Origin of the sequence: Bifidobacterium leontopitheci (assembly GCF_009193355.1) — a bacterium.
GTDB lineage: Bacteria > Actinomycetota > Actinomycetes > Actinomycetales > Bifidobacteriaceae > Bifidobacterium > Bifidobacterium leontopitheci.
This window is the reverse complement of sequence record NZ_WBVT01000001.1, coordinates 87,913-104,817: the sequence shown is the minus strand read 5'-3', so window position 1 is coordinate 104,817 and position 16,905 is coordinate 87,913. Positions and strand designations below refer to the sequence as shown.

Genomic DNA, 16,905 nt, shown 5'->3' with positions numbered 1-16,905 from the left:
CCGCCGGCGAACAGGATCATGGCGGGAGCCGCCGGTAGACCAATGACAGTACAGTGTTCCCCATGACCTTATTCCCGTCCAAGCTTTCATTGCCTCAGAACACCGCGCCCACAGCCGACCGGATGACCGCGGCCATGGGCGCGCCGGCACGCCCCATGCCCGCGCCGGCATCGGCGGCCCTGACCCAGGACGACCTCGGCCGCGCCCGTCAGCTCGCCGACCGCATACGCGCACGGTTCTCGCAGACGCTGATCGGGCAGACGAACCTTCGCGAGTCCCTCATCCTCACGCTCGTCGCCGGCGGCCACATCCTCATCGAGTCGGTGCCCGGCCTGGCGAAGACCACGGCCGCGCAGACCCTCGCCACGTCGGTGTCCGGCACGTTCAAACGCGTGCAGTGCACGCCCGACCTCATGCCTTCCGACCTGGTGGGCACGCAGGTCTTCGACTTCTCCACGCAGCGGTTCACGACGCAGATCGGCCCCATCCATGCCAATTTCGTGCTGCTCGACGAGATCAACCGCTCCAACGCGAAAACGCAGTCGGCCATGCTTGAGGCCATGGCGGAGGGCGCCACGACGATCGGCGGCGAACGCATCGCCCTGCCGAAGCCGTTCATGGTGATCGCCACGGAGAACCCCGTCGAGGAGGAGGGCACGTTCAACCTTCCCGAAGCGCAGATGGACCGTTTCATGATGAAGGCGGTCATGACCTATCCCAAGCCCGAGGAGGAGACCGCCATGCTGGCGATGCTCACCCGGCGCGGGACCGACATGCTCGACCCGCAGGCGATCTCGCATGACGTGCTGTCGATCCAGGACGTGGAGTTCCTGCGTTCCGGCGCGCGCCGCGTGCACGTCTCGGACGCGATCATGCGGTATGCGGTTGACCTGGCGGCCACGTCGCGCGGCGGCGGCTCGACGCCGATCAAGGGCCTGAGCTCGCTGGTGCGGCTGGGCGCGAGCCCGCGCGCCTCGATCGCGCTGATGCGCTGCGGCCAGGCGAACGCGCTGCTCGCCGGACGCGACTACGTGATTCCCGAGGACATGAAGGCGATTGCCCATGAGGTGCTGCGCCACCGTGTGATCCTCACGTTCGAGGCGCTGGCGGACGGCGTCACCAGCGACCAAGTGGTCGACCGCATCGTCGAAACGGTCCGCGTGCCATGATCCGTTCACGCGCGAAGGACGATTCGGTCCGCCGCCGCATCGAGGCCCTGGGGTCCTCGCTGAGCCTGCCGACCGTGCGCAAGGCGCTCGGCGTGCTGGAGGGCGAGCATTCCTCCACACGCCGCGGCGGCAGCGACGATCCGATGGACGTGCGCGTCTACGAGCCCGGGGACGAGGCCCGGCTGATCGACTGGAAGTCGAGCGCGCGCATGGGCCGTCCGATGGTGACCTCGCACGCCAGGTCGGCGACCAGCCGCGTCTGGCTGTTGTGCGACGTGGGCCGAGAGATGACCGCGGGATGCGCGCGCGGCGACGAGACGGCATGGCAGGTGGCGGCCAACGGGCTACGCATGTTCGCCGCGTTGTCGTTGCGCCGCAGCGACGAGGTCTCGCTGGTGTTCGGCGACGCGAAGAGCATCACCCGGCTGCCGTTCCACGGAGGGTTCGCGCAGTTCGAGCGGACGCTGGATGCTGCGCTTGACCGTGACTGGTCCCATGGGCGCAACATCGACGCGCTGCTCGACTATGCGCGGCGCATCCGCGACCGTCAGGCGCTCATCGTGATCGCCACCGACGAGCTGGCCTTCGGCAAACGCCACATCCAGGCGATGGCCGCGCTCGCGGCGACCCACCCCGTCGTGCTGATCAGTGTCTCGCTCGCCAACCCGTTCGACCCGGCCGGCGCGGCAAGGGGCCTGTACGACGGCTCCACCGGCCGGCGCGTCCCGGCGATGCTTCGCTCCGCACGCGCGGCCGAGGACGTGGACCTGCACCGCCGCTATGTGGCCGCCGCACTGGATCATGAGCTGTCCCGGCGCGGATCATGGGTGGTGCGCGCCGCGTCAAGCGACATGATGTTCGACTCGTTCGTGCGGCTCGTCTCCCGTTCGCTGTCCCGGTCGATCCGCAACCAGCTGCGCGTCTCCCCCACCCTGGGCGCTGCGATGGAGGTGGGACGATGAGCCAGACCGCCATCATCGCATCCCCGACCGCCCTCGACGTCCACGACCTCACGACCTCCGCTCTGCCCGACCTCTCATGGCTGGCCGTCGCGGCGGTCGTCTGCGCGGCCGCGACGGTCGCATTGGTCGTGCTGACCGTGGTGCTGTCGCTGCCGCGTCGCCGCACGTCCGGTGACCGGACGCCGCACGGCGCGCACCGCGAGTCGTCGCCGCTGGCCGTCTGGCATGAGCGCATCGACGCGATCGTCGCCGCCGAACGATCCGGCGACATCTCCCGCGAGGAGGCGTTCACCCGTCTGGCGGCCGTGGCGCGCGACTTCGCGTCCGAGGCGAGCGACGCCGAACTGGGCACGTCGACCCTGCACGAGATCGGCTCGAGGTCGCACGGCGGCGAGGTCGGCAAGTCCGGAACCCATGGCTTCACGCTGCTGCGCCAGACGATCGCCGCCCTCTACCCGCCGGAATTCGCCGACGGGCAGTTCAACCGGCAGGCCCGCGAGACCACGGTCAAGCAGGCCGCCGCATGGGTGTCGAATCTTGTGGAAAGGTGGCGTCGATGAACTTCCAGTGGCCAAACGTCCAGTGGGTCTGGCCGTGGGCCGGGGCTGCCGGCGCGCTGCTGGCGGCCGTCGTCATCGCGGCCGTCCTGTGGGCGACGCGTCGCCGCCGCCCGCCGCGAGACGGCATGCCGGTGTTCAGTCTGGACGACGACCTCGCCACCGAGCACGCCTCACGGCTGCTGCGGCTGTGGCGTGCGCTGGGCCGTCTGGCGCTCGCCCTGCTGGCGCTCGCCGTCGCGTTGGGCGCGGTGCTGGCCGCGCGTCCGGCGACGATCGACCGCGACGCCGAACGTTCCAACACCCGCGACATCGTGCTGTGCCTGGACGTGTCCGGCTCGACGCTGCCTTACGACCGCCAGATCATCGAGACGTACCGCGACCTGATCCGCAACTTCCAGGGCGAGCGCATCGGCATGAGCATCTTCAACTCGACGTCGCGCACCGTCTTCCCCCTGACCGACGACTACGACCTGGTGTCCCGCCAGCTGGCCGAGGCGGCCGACGCGCTGCACGGCGTGGAATCGCAGGACGACATCGACAAGATGAGCGACAGCGACTATCAGAAGATCTCGGATTGGCTTGACGGCACGCAGAACCGCAAGAACTCGACGTCGCTGATCGGCGACGGCCTGGTGGGCTGCGCCGCCATGCTGCCCGGATTCTCGTACGGGAGCGCGCAATCCTCGCGCCGCGACGCGTCGATCGTGCTCGCCACCGATAACGTCGCCTCGGGCAAGCCCACCTACACGCTCGCCCAGGCGCTCGACATGGCGTCGTCGACGGGCATCACCGTCGACGGCCTGTTCGCCGGTCCGCAGCAAAGCCGCGCAGAGGCGACGACCACCGCGATGCGCACCCAGATCGAATCCCATGGCGGCATGTTCCTCGCCGGCTCAAGCGCCGACGACATCAACGAGCTCGCCCGGCAGATCGACAGCCGCCGGTACAGCGAGAACCGCAGTTCGGCGCTGTCGGCGATGATCGACGCCCCCGGATGGTGGGTGCTCGCCCTGGCCGTGGTCGTCATGGTCTGGATGGCCGTCGCATGGAGGTTGAGACGATGAACGGATTCACCTTCGCACCCGCGCTGGGCTGGCTCGCCGCCGGATGCGTCGCGGCGCTGCTGCTCGCCTTCGCCGTGGCCGAGGTCGTCGTGCATGTGCGGCGCCACGGCGCCACGGACGAGACCGTCGCGGCATGCGTGCGACGCACGCTGACCTGTCTGCTGGCCGCCGTCATGGTGCTCACCCCGGCGACCGTCTCGACGACGACGAGCCGTGCCATACGCGGCACCGATGTGATGGTGGCGGTGGACGTCACCGGATCGATGGCGGTCAAGGACGCCGAATACGGCTCACAGACCGCGATCAGCCGTCTGGACGCGGCGAAGCGGATAGTCCAGGACGTCACGGCCGCGTATCCGGACTCCAGCTATGCGGCGCTGCGGTTCGGCGCCAGCGGCACGCTCGACCTGCCGCTCACCCCCGATTCCTCGGCCGTGCAGACCTGGGCCGACGCGCTCGCGCCCGAGGCGACCACGACGTCCGCGGGGTCAAGCCTGGACACGCCGCTCGACCAGCTGATGCTGTCGCTCAAGTCGATTCGCGACCAGCATCCGGACGATACGGTCATCCTGTACCTCATCACGGATGGCGAGCAGACGTCGACCACGACCAGGCGCAGCTATTCCGTGCTGCGCCGCTACGTGGACGACGCCTTCGCCATCGGCGTCGGCTCGGCCAAGGGCGGCAACGTCCCCGACCTGTCCGGCGGCACGCAGTCCGACGGCACCGAATCGTGGGTCATCGACCCGACGACCGGCAAGCCCGGCGTCTCCAAGCTCGACGAGCAGACGCTGAAAGCCATCGCCGACGAGATGGGCGGCGCCTACCTGCACGCCGACGCGACCCACACGGTCGCGCAGGCCGTCTCCTCGAAGGCCTCGGGGCAATGGCGGCTCGCCGAGACGCCGAAACGCCGCACCCGGACAATACCGCTGGTCTGGCCGTTCGCCACGGCGACGCTGCTGCTGCTCACTTGGGAGCTCGGCGCATGGATAGCCACGTCAAGGAGGATGCTATGAGACGATCCGCAACAGTGCTGTCCACAACGCCGCTGTCCACAACGCCGCTGTCCACAACGCCACAGTCCAAGCCCACGCAGCGCCGACGCCGTGCTCGCGCGTCGTTGCCGGTGCGCCTGTGCCTGGCGGCGCTCGCCGTCCTGTGCGCGGCGGCGGGCCTGTGCGCCGGGGCGAATCTCGTGGCATTGTCGACGCTGCGAGGCGCCACTGTCCAACTGGAGGCCAACCTGAAGACGGCATCCCGCCAGGACGCCGATCTCACGCTGCTCGCCGTCCAGCAGCAGCAGACCGACAACCAGTTCGCCGACGCCGGAGCCTGGTCTCCCCTCCTGCTCCCCCAGGTCCGGCAATCCATCGCGGCCAACGCACAGGTCTCCCGCGAACTGTCGAAGCGTATCGCGAACGCCCTCAAACAGCAGTCGGCAAGCAAGGCGGGCCAGCAGGCGAACAGCTCGTCCGCGCAGGGCGCTCAGACGCAGGGGCTGACCAAGGAACAGCGGGACAAGGTCAACCAGCTGCTGGAGGCGAACCGCAAGGCGGCCGGCAACAAGCAGCAGTCGGGAGACGATTCCTCGAGCGGCAAGTCCGGCACCGGCGACGGCAACTCGACGCCGAAGCCCTGGTGACGGCGGCGTTGGCAACGTCGTCGCTGTGATGCCGGAACCTCTGCCGTTTATCCCCGGCGATTGTGGACGACACGCCCGGGATGTGGATAACCGCGAAGCTCCGACCACATGACCGCGTCCGGGTTGTGGCGGACCCCGGACGCGTGCGTTCATGGAGGCATGAACACCAACACTTCCATGAACAGCACCACCATGAACATGGCCTCCATGACCACCGCGGCGGCCACCCCGGCCGCCGCCGCGCTCGCCGCCGACACGCTCTCCGGCTTCGGCGGCGCCCTGACCTCACTGCTGCGAACGCCATGCCTGTGCACCGGCGAAGCGCAACGCGCCGGCGGCTTCATCGGCGCGCGAAGGCAGTCCACCTCCACCGCGCTCGCCCAGGCTCATGCGGCAATCGCCACGGCGAAACGCATCGACTGGACCGGCAACGCGGCGAGCCGATGCCGGGACGCGCTCGACGCCTGCGCCCGTTCCATGACCGGCCTTGACGACCGGCTTCGCGAAACGACGCGGCTGACCCATACGGGAGGCGCATCATGAACTGGCGTGTCACCTCGACGATTCACGGAGGCTCCTCCTATTCTGCGGCGACACGCGAGCAGTACGCCGCCGCCGTGACAGCATTACGCGACCGGGCCTCCGCCCTGCGCCGAGAGGCGTCATCATGGCAGACGGTACGGCAGGTGCTGCAAAGCGACCCCAAGACCGCAGCGGCGATGCAGGCCCATGGTGCCGGCGGCGGCACCGCGCCCGCAGGCCACGTCGCATTCCCCTACGCGCGTGTGTTCGAACGCTGCGCCGACCATGCACGCGAATGCCGGGCGATCGGCGACGAGCTCGAGCGGATGGCCTCGCTGATCGCCCGTGCGCACAGCCTGTACTCGCAGGCCGAGTCGAAGGCGACGCAAGGCTTCCGACGCCTCGTGAGCATCGTCGACAAGGTGGCGCCGGGATCCGCGGGACTGGCCGCGCTGCTGATGGCCACCAGCTCGTTCATGGTCGGCTCCGTCAAGGACGGCAAGCCGAACCTCGCCCGGGCCACGGACGGCCTGCAGGTGATCGACGAGGAGCTGGTCTCCTCATTGGCCGGCTGGATGACGATCGGCCAGGACGGGCAGCACAAGGGCGCCGAAGTGGCCGGCGCCGCCGAGATGATCGCACAGTACTCGTCACGGCTCAAGAACCTGGCGCAGGGCGACACGCTGACGGTGCGTGAGGTGACGTCGCGCACCGAGGTCGCGCGCGCGTCCCATTCGGTCGCCTCGAGCCTGGAGAACCTGCGACGGCTGGCGGAGGAGCGTCTCGGCAAGATCGACCTTGACAGCGGCCTCGACTACGCGACCGTCGCCATCCAGGAGTACCGGCGCGAGGACGGCACCTCGGGCTGGCTGGTGCTCATCCCCGGAACCGACGGCAAGTTCGATTCGCCGTTCGGCTGGGCGCAGAACCTGGAGCTCATGAGCGCGGACCCCGAACACCGGCGTCAGGCGGACAGCTTCCGCATGGTCGAGGAGGCGATGCGGCAGGCGGGCATCGGCGCCGACGAGCCGGTGGCACTGGTCGGGCATTCGCAGGGAGGCATCGTGGCGGCGTCGCTCGCGGCGGATCTCGGCGACCGGTACTCCATCGAGCATGTGGTCACCGCAGGCTCGCCGATCGCCAACCATCCGATACCGTCCAAGACCTGGGTGACCAGCATCGAGATCAAGGACGAGGTCATCGCGGCCCTCGACGGCAACAGCAACCCCGCGACCGACCATTGGCTGACGATCCAGGGCGACGTGCGGCAGGCCACCGGCGAAAGCCTGCCGCAGGTGCGGGATGACGGCTCGTGCGTACCGGGAACGGTCCTGGACGGCACCCGCAACGACTATTCGTCCGGTGCGCTGGTCGAGGGCGCCGCGGTCGAGAAGGAGCTGACCCACTGGCTGAAATACCATCAGGCGGCCTACCGCGACGCAAGCGACCTCGGTTCGGCGGCGGTGGACGAGCACGAACGCCATTTCAGCCGGATCATCGACGGCGAGCTGGTGGACACCCGCTACTACGAGGGGCGCATGTCCCGATGAGCCGGCGCGCAGCCGCCCCGCCGCGACACACGGCGGGGCGGTTTACGGCTGGAAGTACCCTAGGAGATTATGAAGCTTACCGATATTTCCCCCGCAATCGCATTGACGCCGCTCGACGGCCGCTACCACTCCGCCACCGCCCCGCTCGTCGAATACCTGAGCGAGCCGGCCCTCAACCGCGAGCGCATGCGTGTCGAGGTCGAATGGATGATCCTGCTGGCCAACGGCTTCGAGGGCAACGGCAACCAGCCGGTCATCGACGGCGTGCAGCCGTTCACCGAGGCAGAGAAGGCGTTCCTGCGCGCCATCCCCGAGGATTTCGGCGCCGAGGGCATCAAGGCGCACGCCGCGCACGAGGCCGTCACCCATCATGACGTGAAGGCCGTCGAGTACTACATCGACGACCAGATCGACAAGGCCCCGGCCGAGCTGACCAACATCAACGACGCGCTCAAGACGCTCGTCCACTTCGCCTGCACCTCCGAGGACATCAACAACCTGTCGATCGCCCGCTGCGTGAAGAACGCGATGGAGCAGGTCTGGCTGCCGGCGTTCCGCGAGATCGTCGACCATCTCGCCGCCAAGGCCGACGAGTTCCGCGACATGCCGCTGCTGAGCCTCACGCACGGTCAGCCGGCCACGCCGACCACGCTCGGCAAGGAGCTCGCCGTGTACGTCTACCGCCTGAACCGCCAGCTCAAGCACCTCACGGCGCAGGAATACCTGGGCAAGATCAACGGCGCGACCGGCACGTTCGGCGCGCATCTGGCCGCCTGCCCGGACGTCGACTGGATCGCCGTCTCCCGCGAGTTCGTCACCAACCGCATGGGCCTGACCTGGAACCCGCTGACCACGCAGATCGAATCCCACGACTGGCAGGCCGAGCTGTACTCGACCGTCTCCCACGCGAACCGCATCATGCACAACCTGTGCGTGGACGTGTGGATGTACATCTCTCGCGGCGTGTTCGCGCAGGTGCCGGTCAAGGGCGCGACCGGCTCGTCCACGATGCCGCACAAGGTCAACCCGATCCGCTTCGAGAACGCGGAGGCCAACTTCGAGCTGTCCTGCTCGCTGCTCGACACCCTGTCCGCCACGCTGGTGGAGTCCCGCTGGCAGCGCGACCTGACCGATTCGACCACGCAGCGCAACATCGGCTCGGCGCTCGGCTACTCGCTGCTCGCCCTGCACAACCTCATGGGCGGGCTCAAGTCCATCCACCCGAACGAGCACGTCATCAAGCATGAGCTCGACACCAACTGGGAGGTGCTCGGAGAGCCGATCCAGACCGCGATGCGCGCCTGCGAGCTCAAGGGCATGCCCGGCATGGACAAGCCGTACGAGAAGGTCAAGGAGCTGATGCGCGGCCACACGATCAGCCAGGAGCAGGTCGAGGCGTTCATCGACCAGCAGTCCTTCGACCCCGAGACCGCGACACGACTCAAGGCGCTCACCCCCGCCACGTACACCGGTCTGGCGTCGAAGCTCGTCGACTTCGACCGCTGACATCCTATCCCACCCGTTTCCGCGGTGCCGCATGGTCCAGCCTGCGGCACCGCCCACCATCCCGCCCCGAACGGAGTCATCCGTTCGGGGCGAACATATCGTTGCCGCCGCGACGGAACACCGTTGCGGCACACTGCACACCCGTGCAATGGGGACAGCATAGGGGGAATGACGATGACCGATCAGATCAACGTGGAAGCATCCGACGGCAAGACCACGGCAAGGCCCGACGACGCCGCGACGACGCCCGAACCGACTCCGGCGCAGCATGAGACGAAGCCGGCCGCCGAGACGCGATCCGCCGCCGAAGCACAGCCTGTCTCCGCAACACAGCCCGCCGACATGCTCATGCTGGACGGCGACGACGGCGACACCCCCCACGTCGACGACGTGTCCCCGCGGCGCATCCACGACTTCGGCGACCTGTTCCACGCGTGCGCCGCGGTGCTGCTCGCGGCGGTGGCGATCCTGTCGGCCACGTACCTGTCCGGGTTCGTCACCGGCGTCGAGTCGGACGCGCACACCGCCGGCCAGGCGCTCAACTGGATGGTCGACCTGCCCACCTCCATGCTGCAGCAGCTGGCCATCGTATCGATCGTCGCCATGGTGATCGTCCAGCTGCTCATCGACCGAGAATGGGTGCAGTCGGCGTTGTCGATCCTCGCCATGTTCGGCGGGCTCGCCGCCGTGTGGGGCATTTCGATGGCCGTCTCGCACATCGACAACATGACGCTGATTTCGGCGCTCAGCTCCCCCAGCTCGTCCATGGGGGCGCGGCTGCTGCCCGACTTCTACGCCGCCGGCGCCGCGCTGCTGACGGTCGCCGGGCCCCGCCGCACCCGATCGATGGTGAAATGGGGCTGGAACATCCTCTACATCGTCTCCGCGGTGCTGATCCTGCTGTCCGTCAACTCCGTGGTCGGCGTCATCGTCTCGTTCGCCGCCGGCCGAACCGTCGGCATGCTGCTGCGATTCATCATCGGCACGAAGAACCAGGGCGCGTGGGGCAACGACCTGGTCCAGGCGCTCGGCGGCATCGGCATCGACGTCACCTCGCTCGAGCGGCGCATGGACTTCGAATCCGTCCACGGCACGCTCGGCGCGAGCCTAGACGACGACCTGGTGGAGGGGTCGCGACTGTATGAGGCGCAGGACTATCGCGGACGCCGGTTCATCGTCTCGGCGTTGGACAGCCAGGTGCACACCGCCGGCTATTTCAAACAGCTGTGGAGGTGGATCCGGCTCACCGGCGTCGCCTCCAGACGCGACCGCTCCCCGCGCGACGCCACCCAGCACCACATGGCCATGCTGCTGGGCCTGCGCAACGCCGGCCTGCCGACCCCGCAGGTGTACGGCGTGGCCGACACCGGCGAGACGTCGGTCCTCGTCCTGCAGGGCGAGGACGTCATGCAGGAATGCAACCTCAACACGTTGAGCGACGACGACGCCGTGGCGCTCATGCGGTTCCTGTCCGTGGCGAACCGCCGCGGCTACACGCACCGCCGCATCACCCCCTCGACGCTCGCCCGGCTGGAATCCGGTACGCCGATCATCGCCGGATGGCAGAACGGCGACGACGCCAGCTCCCCCGCGAACGTCGCGCTCGACCAGGTGCAGCTGCTCACGCTGCTCGCCGTGCTGATCGGCTCGGACCGCGCACTGGCCGCGACACGTGAGATCCTCGGCGACGAGACCGTGATCGCGCTGGCGCCGTTCGTCCAGAAGGCCGCCATTCCGGCCGATACGCGTGCGCTGCCGGGCTGGGACAAACACATCATGACCGACCTGCGCTCAAAGATCACGGCGCTGACGCCCGAAACCGCGGCGCCCGAACCTGCGGCGCCGGTGCATCTGGCACGCTTCAGTCTCAGGTCGTTCCTCGGCACGGCCCTGCTGCTGGTGGCCGTCGTCGTCGTGTTCACCCAGCTCAAGCCGAACGAGGTCATCGCCGCAGTGCGCAACGCCAACCCGGTCATGGCCATCGTCTGCCTGGTCTTCGAGGTGGTGGCCATCGTCGGCTCGTCGGTGGAGCTCGGCGCGTTCATCGACCGTGACCGGCGCAAGCCGCTCGGCATCTTCATGTCGCAGGTGGCGCAGGGCTTCGCCGTCGTCTCGATGCCCGCCGGCGTCGGCCCGGCCGTCATCAACCTGCAGTTCCTGCGCAAGAGCGGCTACCGCAACACCACGGCAACGGCCATCATGACCGCCGTGCTGACCGTGTATTACGGCGGCACCGTGCTCATGCTGCTCATCATCGGCATCTTCACCGGCAGCGACGCGCTGCGCGGCATGATCCCGACGAACACGCTGATCACCATCGTCGGCGTGGTGCTGCTGGTGTTCGCCATCGCCATGATGATCCCGCCGGTGCGGCACCTGGTCTCCGACAGGCTGCTGCCGCTCGCGAAATCCTACGCGCGCCAGCTCATCGACGTGCTCACCAATCCGAAGGAGCTCACGTTCAGCGTGCTCGGCATGCTCATCCTCAACGTGGCCACCGGACTGGAGTTCTGGGCGGCGCTGCTCGCCTTCGGGCAGATGACCAATCCGATGGAGACCCTGTTCATCTTCCTCGTCGCCAACGCGGTCGGCTCGGCAGTGCCCACGCCCGGCGGCCTGGGCGGCGTGGAGGCGGCGCTCACGTTCTCGTTCGGCGCCGTGGGCGTGCCCGCGGGCGTGGCGTTGTCGGCCACGCTGCTCTACCGCGCGCTGTTCTACTGGCTGCGCATCCCGCTCGGCGCCCTCGCCATGCGGTGGCTGGACCGCCACGACCTCATCTGACGTGCGGCCGGCCGTCGGAATGGGCCTGCAGAGGCCCGGAACATGCGGCGAACGGCGGAATCGTGCGGGACGGCGCGCGATTCGCCTCCCGGCGACTCCCGGAGGCCGCCAATGCGCCGGAGAGTCGCAAAAGTACGGTAAAAAGTTATGGAAACCCTTTGAAAATGCGGTATTTGGCGCCATCATGCGCTATCATCATTGAATGAACCAACCGGGTCGCCGGCAAACGGCACCCCCAGAACAAAGAAGGATGCTTTATGGCATACAACAAGTCCGATCTCGTTTCCAAGATCGCTCAGAAGTCCAACCTGACCAAGGCTCAGGCCGAAGCTGCCGTCAACGCTTTCCAGGATGTGTTCGTCGAGGCCATGCAGTCCGGCGAGGGACTGAAGCTCACTGGCCTGTTCTCCGCTGAGCGCGTCAAGCGCGCCGCCCGCACCGGCCGCAACCCGCGCACCGGCGAGATCATCGAGATCCCGGCGACCTACGGCGTTCGCATCTCCGCCGGCTCCCTGCTGAAGAAGGCTGTGACCGAGTGAATCATGGCGTGACCGCCATGTGACGCCGCGCAGTCGGCGTCGTCATTGAAAAACCCCTTGCACCAATCGTCGTCATGACGCGGTGCAAGGGGTTTTTCAATGGCAGCCGACTCCTGACAGCAGACGATCGGCCATGCGGCGGGTGTTACAGCAGGTCCATGAGCCTGCGGTATTCCGGCGTGGACTCGCTGTCGAACGGGTCGATGAGCACGGCCTCCGTATGTGCGTCGCCACCGAGCGTCAGCCTCGTCCAGTCGCAGGAGAACCGGCTCCCCCGCTCGAGCGCCCGCGCGACAAACGCGCCGCGCAGGGCCGCACGGGTGTCGGCGGGCGCGGTCTCGGCCGCGCGCTTGATGCTTGCGTCATCCAGCAGCGTCGTCATCACGCCGCGTGCGACCAGCGACGGGTACAGACGGCCGTTGACGATATCGTGGTAGTCCATGTCGAGACGTTCCAGCTGTGCGGCAGCGATGCCGGGGTCGCGTCGCCGCAGCGCGTCGAAGAGGCGACGTTTGGCGGCCCAGTCGACGCGAGAGGCGAGCGCGGCCGTGTCGCCGTGCTCGAGCGAGTCGAGCACGGTCTGCCATTCGGCAACGATGCGCGTGGCCGTGGTGGCCGGCATGGCGGCGTCCATGGCGGAGGCATGCTCGCGCATGAAACGGCGGACCACGGCGAGATAGTACCGTTGCAATGCCAGCGCGGTCACGGCGGTGTCGCCGGACAACGGTGATATCGAAGACGCGTCATCGTCGTCGACCGCCCGTACCGCCCGACGCAAGCCGTCCGCGTCGGCGAGCCGCAGCAACGCCGTGCGGCAGGTCAGGTCACGGCTGACCGCCCGGTTCGCCTCGCCGGGGTCGGCAAGCGCGCAGCATTCCAGACCGGACGGGACGCCCAGCCGGGCGGATTCCTCGATGACGCACAGGACCAGATGCGTGACGGCGAGCTTCATCCACGTCGCCCACTGCGACCGGTTGGAGTCGCCGATGATGACGTGCAGGCGCCGGAACTCGTCGGGGTCGGCGTGCGGCTCGTCGCGCGTGTTGACCATGGGCCGCGAGCGCGTCGTCGCCGAGGAGACCGCCTCGTCGAGGAAATCCGCTCGCTGCGTGATCTCGAACCGGTCGCCGACGACGCGCCCCGCCCCCGTGTACAGCTGACGGGTGATGAGGAACGGCAGCAGCTGGTGCTCCACGGTCTCGAGCGGCACGTACCGGCGCACGAGATAGTTCTCGTGGCAGCCGAACGAGTGCCCGGCCGAGTCGGCGTTGTTCTTGAACAGGTGCACCGCCACGCCGTCGCCGTACCGTTCGCGCAGGCGGTGCTGCGCCTGCACTGCCAGCCTGGTCATGACCAGCTCGCCGGCGAGGTCCTGGGCGAGCGCGTCCATGGGGTCCCTCGCCTCGGCGGTGGCGTACTCGGGGTGCGAGCCGACGTCAAGGTACAGCCGCGAGCCGTTGACGAGATAGGTGTTCGTGGAGCGGGCGCGCGAGACGACCGGCTGGAACATCATCATGGCGACCTGCGCCGCATCGACCGGCTGGCCTGCGCCGGTGACGGATACACCGTATTCGGTCTCGACGCCGAAGATGCGCGCGAACCCCTCGAACTGCGGCGACATCCCGAACTGCCGGGTGGCACCGTGGTCGCCGCTGTCGCGCAGCTGCGGCATTACTCGCCGCCCTTCTGCACGAAGCTGTTCACATAGTCTTCGGCGTTGGTCTCCAGCGTGGATTCGATGTCGTCAAGCACGGCGTCGAGCGCGTCGTCCTGTACGGCGGCGGTGTCATGGGCCAGTACCGTCTCATGCGACTGGTCGTCCTGCTGGTTCGTGGCCTCGTTCTGTGCGTGCATGAACTGCTGTGGCATGGTGTATCTCTCGTCCTTTGTTGCTAATGTGCTGTGCTGCCGGGCTGCCGCCGTTATGCCGGAACGGTCAGATCAGGTACGGCCGCAACTCGTCATCGATCAGGCCGTTCGAGGCGACGACATCGTTCTCGCGACGCCAGTGGATCATCTCGCCGTTCCACTGGCTGAGCCTGCCCTGCGCCTCCCAGACCACGATGGCGCCCGCCGCCACCGCCGGCACGTCCCATTTGTGCAGGTGCGGCTCGAAGTAGGCGTCATACGTGCCGTCGGCCACCTTGCACAGGTCCATGGAGGCGGGGCCCACTCGCTTGATGTCGGCCGGCTTGCCGGCGATGGCGGAGACCACGGACAGGGCGCGCTTGGACTCCTCGGAGACGTACGACATGCCGTAGCTGACGACCGAGCCGGACAGCGTGCGCGTCATCGACGGCATGATCTTCTCGCGCTTCTCGCCGCCGATCGGGTTGCGGCGGATGCGGATGGCACCGCGCCCCTGCGCCGCCAGATACGTGATGCCCAGGGCCGGCGCGTGGACGACGCCGAGGATGGGGTACGCATGGCAGTTCTGGTCGAACTCGAACAGGGTGATGGTCACCGTCCATTCGGCCATGTTGCGGATGAAGTTGATGGCGCCGTCGATGTTGCCGGCGCACCAGTACCGCTCCCCCGGCCGGCATTGTTCGGGCCGCTCGTCCCAGAAGCCGTTGAACGGTTCGATCTGGCTCAGCCTGGTCCTGATGTAGCGGCTGAGCCTCGTGTTGACCTCGACGGTGAACTTCGTCTCGCCGGGCGAGACCATCACCCAGGAAAGGTCGTGGGGGTTGACCTGATCCTGCAGCGCATGCCTTCCCGCATTCTGGGCCACCTGGGCGGCGGCCTGCGCCAGTTCCCGCAAATCCATATCCGTCACACTGCCTTGTTCGTCCATGCCGGCAGCCGCCGTCCGCCGTCGTGGCGGAGCGTCTGCCGGTCGTTGTCCTGCTCGTTCGATGTCCCCGATGCAGCCACGCGCATCGGCCATTGGTTACGATATTACCCGTCAGGCTACCTGTCGGCGGCCAGCTGCGCGGTGATTTCCTCGATAAGTTCCTCGGCGTTTCGTGAACGTTGTGTGAGCGGTCCCATGCGTGCGGCCGTGAACGCCAGCGGATCGGACATGTCCAGCGAGCACAGGTCGGACGGTCTGGTCACCGTCCGGCTCGCGTTGCCGTATGTCGCCGGCGGCTCGTCGCCCGAGGTGCGACGCCGGACCGTCAGATGGGACCATGAGGCGGCCACGACCTGGGCCGGATACCGGTCGACGACCGCGGCGCGCAGCCATGCCCGCGTGTCCAGCGGCGCCCGGCTCATGGCGGCCTGCACGTCAGCGTCGCTCACCGTTCGTTCCGTCGAACGTTCCACCTTCGCGAAGACCGACTGCGCCGGGTCGAGGGCCGCCCACCGCAGGTTCACCGCGCGGATCCGCATGTCGTCCCAGCCGCTCCTCAGCCGGCGCCGCAGCCGTTCCAGCAGCTGCCATTTCATCAGCCATTCCAGCCGTGACGCCTCGGCCTGCATGGTCAGGCGTGTCTCGTCGTCGGCGTGCCGCACCGCGGCGACGTCGGCGAGCGCCTGCCCCCACATCGCCATGATCGCGCGGGTGGGCTTGTTCGGCCACAGCGGCTCGCCGAGCGTGTCGACGCCGTACGTCAGGGCGGCTGCTTCGTAGACTGCGGCGCGCAGCCGCACCTGCATGTTCCACGCGGTGGTCTCGGTGCCGTCGGCCAGACGCAACGCCCTGCCGAGCGTCAGGTCGTGGGAGACGGCATGCATGGCGTCGACCGGATCGTCGAGTTCGAGCGTGGCCAGCAGGGCGTCGAGGTCGTATCCGGCCGTTTCGGCGTGTTCGGCGAGCCACAGCAGCATGGAGGTGACGCCGAGTTTGAGCGTCTGCGGCACGTCCATGCGATTGGCGTCGCCGACGATCACGTGCAGGCGCCGATGGTCGGCGTCGGCGTGCGGCTCGTCGCGCGTGTTGATGATCGGCCGGTCGAACGTGGTCTGCAGGCCGATGCGCATGTGCACGTAGTCGGCGCGCTGGCTGAGCTGGTAGCCGGCCTGGTCGTCGTGTTCGCCGATGCCGACGCGGCCGGACCCCGTGTAGATCTGGCGGCTGACGAAGTGGGCGGTCATGAGCGCGGCGACGGTGTCGAACGGCACGCTGCGCAGCATCATGTAGTTTTCGTGGGTGCCCCAGCTGGCGCCTTTGCCGTCCACGTTGTTGCGGTGGATGGCGATGGGGCGTCCGAGTTTGGCGGCGGCGCGTTCGGCGGCCTGCTGCATGAGCAGGTCGCCGGCGCGGTCGTAGCGTACGGCCTCGAACGGGTCGCAGGTCTCCGGCGCCGAGTATTCGGGGTGCGCATGGTCGACGTACATGCGGCCGCCGTTGGGGGCGATGACGTTGGTGATGTTGAGCTGCGGCGCGTCGGTGAGCATGTCCGGACGGGCGGCGGCGCGTTCGAGCCTCATGCCGCGCGCGTCGTTGACCGGGTCCTCCTGACGGTAGTCCCAACGGATGTGCGCGCGGTCCGGGTCGGCGGCGCCTTCGATGACGTCGAACGACAGCCGGACGGGGTTGTAGCGGCTTTCGCCGGGCAGCGACACCGCGTATTCGGTTTCGGTGCCCATCACACGGCAGACGCCGTCCAGACGGGTCGGTTCGGCGCCCGCGGATGCCGGTGACGTGATTGACTGTGCTG

15 protein-coding genes are annotated in these 16,905 nt (G+C 68.1%); 11 read left to right on the top strand and 4 right to left on the bottom strand.

Annotation, left to right across the window (positions count from 1 at the left end; translation table 11 throughout):
* Positions 1 to 62: 62 nt before the first annotated feature.
* The 11 genes from F7D09_RS00440 (at position 63) to F7D09_RS00390 (ending at position 12,298) form a co-directional block, all read left to right on the top strand.
* Entirely contained in the window at positions 63 to 1,169 is a 1,107-nt protein-coding gene (locus tag F7D09_RS00440; protein ID WP_152233472.1) for an AAA family ATPase, read from the top strand.
* The gene (locus tag F7D09_RS00435) at positions 1,166 to 2,131 is read left to right on the top strand and encodes a DUF58 domain-containing protein (protein WP_152233471.1); all 966 of its coding nucleotides are present in this window, start codon (positions 1,166 to 1,168) and stop codon (positions 2,129 to 2,131) included. Before F7D09_RS00440 ends, F7D09_RS00435 begins: the two co-directional genes overlap by 4 nt.
* Positions 2,128 to 2,691 (top strand): hypothetical protein, encoded by a 564-nt coding sequence (locus tag F7D09_RS00430; RefSeq protein WP_152233470.1) that lies wholly within the window; start codon positions 2,128 to 2,130, stop codon positions 2,689 to 2,691. Before F7D09_RS00435 ends, F7D09_RS00430 begins: the two co-directional genes overlap by 4 nt.
* Complete coding sequence (locus F7D09_RS00425) at positions 2,688 to 3,755, top strand: vWA domain-containing protein (protein ID WP_152233469.1); 1,068 nt, start codon at positions 2,688 to 2,690, stop codon at positions 3,753 to 3,755. Before F7D09_RS00430 ends, F7D09_RS00425 begins: the two co-directional genes overlap by 4 nt.
* Entirely contained in the window at positions 3,752 to 4,774 is a 1,023-nt protein-coding gene (locus F7D09_RS00420) for a vWA domain-containing protein (protein ID WP_152233468.1), read from the top strand. The genes F7D09_RS00425 and F7D09_RS00420 overlap by 4 nt, the downstream gene beginning before the upstream one ends.
* Complete coding sequence (locus F7D09_RS00415; protein ID WP_152233467.1) at positions 4,771 to 5,400, top strand: DUF6466 family protein; 630 nt, start codon at positions 4,771 to 4,773, stop codon at positions 5,398 to 5,400. The genes F7D09_RS00420 and F7D09_RS00415 overlap by 4 nt, the downstream gene beginning before the upstream one ends.
* Before the next feature lie 159 nt (positions 5,401 to 5,559).
* The gene (locus F7D09_RS00410; RefSeq protein ID WP_152233466.1) at positions 5,560 to 5,943 is read left to right on the top strand and encodes a hypothetical protein; all 384 of its coding nucleotides are present in this window, start codon (positions 5,560 to 5,562) and stop codon (positions 5,941 to 5,943) included.
* The gene (locus F7D09_RS00405) at positions 5,940 to 7,472 is read left to right on the top strand and encodes a PGAP1-like alpha/beta domain-containing protein (protein WP_152233465.1); all 1,533 of its coding nucleotides are present in this window, start codon (positions 5,940 to 5,942) and stop codon (positions 7,470 to 7,472) included. The genes F7D09_RS00410 and F7D09_RS00405 overlap by 4 nt, the downstream gene beginning before the upstream one ends.
* A gap of 69 nt (positions 7,473 to 7,541) precedes the next feature.
* Positions 7,542 to 8,978, top strand: coding sequence for an adenylosuccinate lyase (purB, locus tag F7D09_RS00400; RefSeq protein WP_152233464.1), 1,437 nt, complete (start codon positions 7,542 to 7,544; stop codon positions 8,976 to 8,978).
* A 174-nt stretch (positions 8,979 to 9,152) separates the two neighbouring features.
* Entirely contained in the window at positions 9,153 to 11,759 is a 2,607-nt protein-coding gene (locus F7D09_RS00395) for a lysylphosphatidylglycerol synthase transmembrane domain-containing protein (RefSeq protein ID WP_376863619.1), read from the top strand.
* A 257-nt stretch (positions 11,760 to 12,016) separates the two neighbouring features.
* Positions 12,017 to 12,298 (top strand): HU family DNA-binding protein, encoded by a 282-nt coding sequence (locus F7D09_RS00390; protein WP_003812492.1) that lies wholly within the window; start codon positions 12,017 to 12,019, stop codon positions 12,296 to 12,298.
* 145 nt (positions 12,299 to 12,443) lie between these two features.
* Here F7D09_RS00390 and F7D09_RS00385 read toward each other — a convergent pair whose 3' ends face one another.
* The 4 genes from F7D09_RS00385 to dop form a co-directional block, all read right to left on the bottom strand.
* Positions 12,444 to 13,970 (bottom strand): proteasome accessory factor PafA2 family protein, encoded by a 1,527-nt coding sequence (locus tag F7D09_RS00385; protein ID WP_152233463.1) that lies wholly within the window; start codon positions 13,968 to 13,970, stop codon positions 12,444 to 12,446.
* Positions 13,970 to 14,167, bottom strand: coding sequence for a ubiquitin-like protein Pup (locus F7D09_RS00380; RefSeq protein ID WP_152233462.1), 198 nt, complete (start codon positions 14,165 to 14,167; stop codon positions 13,970 to 13,972). Before F7D09_RS00380 ends, F7D09_RS00385 begins: the two co-directional genes overlap by 1 nt.
* Positions 14,168 to 14,234: 67 nt before the next feature.
* Positions 14,235 to 15,068 (bottom strand): inositol monophosphatase family protein, encoded by an 834-nt coding sequence (locus F7D09_RS00375; protein WP_193312241.1) that lies wholly within the window; start codon positions 15,066 to 15,068, stop codon positions 14,235 to 14,237.
* Positions 15,069 to 15,211: 143 nt separating this feature from the next.
* Positions 15,212 to 16,834, bottom strand: coding sequence for a depupylase/deamidase Dop (gene dop, locus F7D09_RS00370; RefSeq protein WP_152233541.1), 1,623 nt, complete (start codon positions 16,832 to 16,834; stop codon positions 15,212 to 15,214).
* Positions 16,835 to 16,905: the final 71 nt, after the last annotated feature.

Bases quoted from the DNA above. Each gene is read 5' to 3' on its own strand.
- F7D09_RS00440 (WP_152233472.1), top strand. From the start codon at position 63: ATGACCTTATTCCCGTCCAAGCTTTCATTGCCTCAGAACACCGCGCCC.
- F7D09_RS00435 (WP_152233471.1), top strand. From the start codon at position 1,166: ATGATCCGTTCACGCGCGAAGGACGATTCGGTCCGCCGCCGCATCGAG.
- F7D09_RS00430 (WP_152233470.1), top strand. From the start codon at position 2,128: ATGAGCCAGACCGCCATCATCGCATCCCCGACCGCCCTCGACGTCCAC.
- F7D09_RS00425 (WP_152233469.1), top strand. From the start codon at position 2,688: ATGAACTTCCAGTGGCCAAACGTCCAGTGGGTCTGGCCGTGGGCCGGG.
- F7D09_RS00420 (WP_152233468.1), top strand. From the start codon at position 3,752: ATGAACGGATTCACCTTCGCACCCGCGCTGGGCTGGCTCGCCGCCGGA.
- F7D09_RS00415 (WP_152233467.1), top strand. From the start codon at position 4,771: ATGAGACGATCCGCAACAGTGCTGTCCACAACGCCGCTGTCCACAACG.
- F7D09_RS00410 (WP_152233466.1), top strand. From the start codon at position 5,560: ATGAACACCAACACTTCCATGAACAGCACCACCATGAACATGGCCTCC.
- F7D09_RS00405 (WP_152233465.1), top strand. From the start codon at position 5,940: ATGAACTGGCGTGTCACCTCGACGATTCACGGAGGCTCCTCCTATTCT.
- purB (WP_152233464.1), top strand. From the start codon at position 7,542: ATGAAGCTTACCGATATTTCCCCCGCAATCGCATTGACGCCGCTCGAC.
- F7D09_RS00395 (WP_376863619.1), top strand. From the start codon at position 9,153: ATGACCGATCAGATCAACGTGGAAGCATCCGACGGCAAGACCACGGCA.
- F7D09_RS00390 (WP_003812492.1), top strand. From the start codon at position 12,017: ATGGCATACAACAAGTCCGATCTCGTTTCCAAGATCGCTCAGAAGTCC.
- F7D09_RS00385 (WP_152233463.1), bottom strand. From the start codon at position 13,970: ATGCCGCAGCTGCGCGACAGCGGCGACCACGGTGCCACCCGGCAGTTC.
- F7D09_RS00380 (WP_152233462.1), bottom strand. From the start codon at position 14,167: ATGCCACAGCAGTTCATGCACGCACAGAACGAGGCCACGAACCAGCAG.
- F7D09_RS00375 (WP_193312241.1), bottom strand. From the start codon at position 15,068: ATGGATTTGCGGGAACTGGCGCAGGCCGCCGCCCAGGTGGCCCAGAAT.
- dop (WP_152233541.1), bottom strand. From the start codon at position 16,834: ATGGGCACCGAAACCGAATACGCGGTGTCGCTGCCCGGCGAAAGCCGC.